Annotated in this window: 4 protein-coding genes; all 4 read right to left on the reverse strand. The window is 71.5% G+C overall.

The window, feature by feature from the left end:
• The coding region (pafA, locus tag QZ483_RS12730; RefSeq protein ID WP_297084578.1) for a Pup--protein ligase at positions 1 to 1,194 on the reverse strand (1,194 nt) is incomplete at its 3' end.
• A gap of 23 nt (positions 1,195 to 1,217) precedes the next feature.
• On the reverse strand, positions 1,218 to 1,397 hold the full coding sequence (locus tag QZ483_RS12735; protein WP_297084582.1) for a ubiquitin-like protein Pup: 180 nt from the start codon (positions 1,395 to 1,397) through the stop codon (positions 1,218 to 1,220).
• A gap of 207 nt (positions 1,398 to 1,604) precedes the next feature.
• Positions 1,605 to 3,131, reverse strand: a complete 1,527-nt coding sequence (dop, locus tag QZ483_RS12740) for a depupylase/deamidase Dop (protein WP_297084584.1) — start codon at positions 3,129 to 3,131, stop codon at positions 1,605 to 1,607.
• A 2-nt stretch (positions 3,132 to 3,133) separates the two neighbouring features.
• Positions 3,134 to 4,543, reverse strand: a complete 1,410-nt coding sequence (gene arc / locus QZ483_RS12745; protein WP_297084586.1) for a proteasome ATPase — start codon at positions 4,541 to 4,543, stop codon at positions 3,134 to 3,136.
• Between the last annotated feature and the right edge of the window lie 167 nt (positions 4,544 to 4,710).

Raw genomic sequence — 4,710 nt, forward strand, 5'->3', positions numbered from 1 at the left:
GATCGCGGCGTCCGGAACCACGGTCGCGGCGAGCCCGTCACGCACGAGCCGGTTGAACAGCCCGCGCTCGGGCGAGATGTCGTGGTACGCGAGCTCGAGACGCGCGAGCCGCGGGTCCTCGAGGCGGCACGCGAGACGCTCCTGATAGCGCTCGATCAGCCGCAGCTTGATGGCCCAGTCGAGCTCGGTGTCCACCGCACTCGGGTCCTGGTTCCTCACCGCGTCGAGCCCGCGCTGCCACAGGTCAAGGATCCGCTCGACCTCGGCGGTCGGCTCGATCGCGCCGCCCACGTGCGAGCGGACCAGGTCGAGGTAGGTCTGCTGCACCTCGACCGCGGTGAGGCGGCGCCCGTCGGCGAGCTCCACGGTCGCCTGCCCCGACAGGTCGTGGGCGACGTCGCGGATCGCCTGCATCTCCTTGGCCAGCGTGAGGTCGGGCAGGGGCAGCCGCGCCTCCATGAGCCGCAGGATCAGGTCCGTCGCGCCCACCTTGAGCAGGGTCGTGGTCTCCGACATGGAGGAGTCGCCCACGATCACGTGCATGCGCCGGTACAGCTCGGCATTCGCGTGCGGTTCGTCGCGGGTGTTGATCATGGGCCGCGAGCGCGTGGTCGCGGAGCTCATCCCCTCCCACATGTGGTCCGCGCGCGGCGAGAAGCTGAAGTGCGCGCCGCCCGGGGTGCGCGTGATGCAGCCGGCGCCCGTCACGATCTGCCGCGTCACGAGGAACGGCAGGAGCGCGGAGGCGAAGGCCCGGAAGTCGGCCCGGCGGCGCACGAGGTAGTTCTCGTGGCAGCCGTAGCTGTTGCCGGCGGAGTCCACGTTGTTCTTGTAGAGGTGGATGGTCCCCTCGACGCCGGCGTCTGCGAGCCGCTGCTCACCTTCGGCCACCAGGTCGTGGACGATCCGCTCCCCCGCCTTGTCGGAGGCGATCAGGTCCGTGAGCGAATCGCACTCGGCCGTCGCGTACTCCGGGTGCGCGCCGACGTCGATGTACAGCCGCGAGGCGTTGGGCAGGAAGACGTTCGAGGACCGGCCCCACGCGACCACCGAGTGGAACAGGTGGCCGGCAACCTCCTCGGGAGTGACCGCGCGGGCGTTGGGCGCGTCGAGATGCAGCCCGAACTCGGTCTCGAGGCCGAAGATGCGGCGGTGCCCCGGGACGTCAAGGGGCGGCGGGACGTCGGCGGACACGCCGCCCGGCAGCACGGTCGCGGCTACTGCCCGCCCTTCTGTACGAAGGACCGGACGAACTGCTCGGCGTTGGTCTGCAGCGAGTCGTCGATCTCGTCGAGGAGGCTGTCGAGCGCGTCGGTGCTCTCCGCCTTGGCCGGGGCCGGGGCGGGCTCGGGAGCGTCGTCCTCGTACGGCTGTCCGGTCGCGTGAGTCTGAGGCATGTCTCGAGTCTAGACCCGGGCCCGTTTACCCTCCGGCACCCACAGTCCTCTATCGCCGTGTGTTGGGTGGTGTCCGGCGCTCGTCGCCAGCCGATGCCGGACAGGAGACGCGCACCTTCCATAGAGGTCCGTGAGTGCCGGACACGGATTCGGCGGGCGTGCGGGACAAGGACGAGGGCCGATGCGGTGGCTGGGCCAGGAGTCGACTCAGGTAGCCGCGTCGAGCTCGTCGAGCACCGGGTGCCCGGTCTGGAGCGGATCGTCCAGATGCAGCACCTCGAGCTTGCCGTGGCGCGTCTCGCGATCGAGCACCACGGTCGACCACCCCGCGGCGTCGACCATGTCCGGATGACGCGACACAAACGCGCCGCGGACGTGAGCACGCGTGGACGCGGGCGGGGCCGCCACAGCGCGAGCGACCTCCTCGTCCGTCACCAGAGCCGTGACCGCACCGGCGGCCCGCAGTCGGGTCGCCCACCCGTCGCCCAGCCGGCTCCACTGCAGGTCGAGAGCCGCCAGCCGCGGGTCTGACCACGCCAGCGGTCGCGCGACGCCCTCGGAGTCGACGGTCGCGTTCTTGTCCCGCAGCCGTCCCAGCAGCTGCAGCTTCGCGACCCACTCGACGTCCTTCGCGGCGGCGAAGATGTCCCGTCCGAGCGCATCCAACACCTGCTCCCACCGCTCGAGGACCAGCGCGTCTTCGACGTCCTCGGCGTAGGTCCGCGCGATCTCGAGCAGCGCGCGCTGGATCTCGAGGGCCGTGGCGGTCTCCCCGGACGCGAGCGTCAACTCCGCGCGGAGCGCGAGATCGTGCGAGACCGCGGAGACGGCCGCGACGGGATCGGCCAGCACCAGCGCCTCGAGGCGATCGTCCTCCGCCTCGATCGCGGACAGCACCAGCGACGTCGCCCCGATCTTGAGGTAGGTGGGCACGTCCATGCAGTTCGCGTCGCCGATGATCACGTGCAGGCGGCGCCACCGCTTGCGGTCGGCGTGCGGCTCATCGCGGGTGTTGACGATGGGGCGTCGCAGCGTGGTCTCGAGACCGATCTCGGCCTCCATGTAGTCCGCGCGCTGCGAGATCTGGAAGCCCTCGCGCTCGCCGCGCTGGCCCAGGCCCACACGCCCGGCGCCCACGACCACCTGCCGGGTGACGAGATGACTGGTGATGAGCCGCGCGAGCGTGTCGAAGTCGAGGTCGCGCCTGACCAGGAAGTTCTCGTGCGTGCCGTAGCTCGCGCCCTTGCCGTCGACGTTGTTCTTGTACAGCTCGACGCGCGATCCCTCCTCCTCGGCGTAGCGCTCCGCCGCGCCGAGCGCGATCTGGTCGCCGGCACGGTCCCACAGGACGGCCTCCCGCGCGGTGGCGACCTCGGGACCCGAGTACTCCGGATGTGCGTGGTCGACGTAGAAGCGCGCGCCGTTGGCCAGAACGGCGTTGAGGTGCGCGGGGTCCTCCCACGATCCACGCCGGCGCCGCAGCGAGATGCGACCGTGCGCGGGGTCCCACTCGTGCACGTCCGTCAGCATGTCCGCTCCGGCCGTGGCACGGTCCCGGCGCATGCCGCGCTGATCCTGCAGGGGATCCTCTCCCCCGTAGTCCCACGGCGCCGTCCGGCCCTGGGACCACAGCCGGCACGCCGAGACCAGCCGCGAGGACATCAGGATGGGGTTGGCCTGTGGTGCGGCGGGGTCGACGATCCCGTACTCGGTCTCGATGCCGGCGACGCGCACGCTCAGCCCTCGCGCAGCGAGCTCGCGGCGACGGCCTTGGCCTCGCGCAGCTCGTCGTCGCACGCTGCGTCGAGGTGCTCGCCGCCGATGCCCCGCTCGCCTCCCGCGATCACCGACTTGATCGCGCGGGTCTTGGCCCGATCGACCACGTTGCGGATCAGCGCTCCCGACATGTACGCGGCGTTCGACGGGTCGGCGTAGAGCCGGTCGACCGCGCGCTCCGCGAGCGCAGCGGCGGTCGCCTGGCGGTCGCCGTCGGCCGCCTCGACGGCCGATGCGGCCAGCGGCAGCTGGGAGGTGAGGTACTTCGAGAAGATGTCACGCGCGGAGCGGGCGTCGGGGCGCGAGATCTCGATCTTCACGTCGAGGCGGCCCGGGCGCAGGATGGCCGGGTCGAGCATGTCCTCGCGGTTCGAGGCGCCGATGACGATGACGTTGCCCAGCTGCTCGACGCCGTCGAGCTCGGTGAGCAGCTGCGGCACGATCGTGGTCTCCATGTCCGAGCTCACGCCGGTGCCCCGCGAGCGGAACAGCGCCTCCATCTCGTCGAAGAAGACCACGACGGGACTGCCGGCGGACGCCTTCGCCCGCGCGCGCTCGAAGATCGTGCGGATGTAGCGCTCCGTCTCGCCCACGTACTTGTTGAGCAGCTCCGGCCCCTTCACGGACAGGAAGTACGAGCGGTCGGCGCCCACCGCATCGGCCAGGCTGTGCGCGACCGCCTTCGCGATGAGCGTCTTGCCGCACCCGGGAGGCCCGTACAGCAGGAGGCCGCGCGGCGGCGTGAGCGCGTGCTCGCGGTAGAGGTCGGGGTGGCGCAGTGGCAGCTCGATCGCGTCGCGGATGCGCTCGATCTGGGGAGTGAGGCCGCCGATCGCGTCGTAGTCGACGTCCGGCACCTCCTCGAGCAGCAGCGCCTCGACGCCGGTGCGATCGATGCGCTCCGTCGCGAAGCCGGTACGCGGGTCGATGATGACGGTGTCGCCCTCGGAGACGCGGTGACGGGCGTCGCCGCCAACGAGCACCACGACGCGCTCATCCTCGCCTCGCGCGACCACGAGCACACGGTCCTCGTCGATCACCTCGCGGACGATGGCCCCCTGCCCCGCGCGCTCGGCCTGCGCCACGCCCACGAGTACGCTCATGGGGTTCAGCAGCACCTCGTCGCCGGGCTCGAGCTCATCCTCCACCGACGGCAGCACGGCGACGCGCATCCGGCGGCCGTTGTGGACCACGTCGGCGTGCGCCCCCACGCGCTGCAGGAACGTCGCGAAGGTCTGCGGAGGCTCCTGCGCCTGCGCGAGCTTCTCCCGCATCTCGCCGAGCGACTCGCGAGCCGTCTCGAGCAGACGCTGCAGCTCCGCGTTGCGCGCATGCAGCGCGGCGATGCGGTCCTGTCCGTCCGACACCATCAGGAGCCCTCTCCCTCCCCGGCGGTCTCGCCGGTCTCGATCGCTCGGGTGCGCTCGGCGTCGCGACGGACGCGGCGCACCTTCTTGTCGCTCACGGCCCGTTCGCCCAAGTCCTCGGGCGACCACTCCGCCTCGGTCGGGTACGCGCCCTTGGCGGGGCGGCGCTT

It is taken from the genome of uncultured Demequina sp., from assembly GCF_913055775.1.
Taxonomy (GTDB): Bacteria; Actinomycetota; Actinomycetes; order Actinomycetales; family Demequinaceae; genus Demequina.

Bases quoted from the DNA above. Each gene is read 5' to 3' on its own strand.
- QZ483_RS12735 (WP_297084582.1), bottom strand. From the start codon at position 1,397: ATGCCTCAGACTCACGCGACCGGACAGCCGTACGAGGACGACGCTCCC.
- arc (WP_297084586.1), bottom strand. From the start codon at position 4,543: ATGGTGTCGGACGGACAGGACCGCATCGCCGCGCTGCATGCGCGCAAC.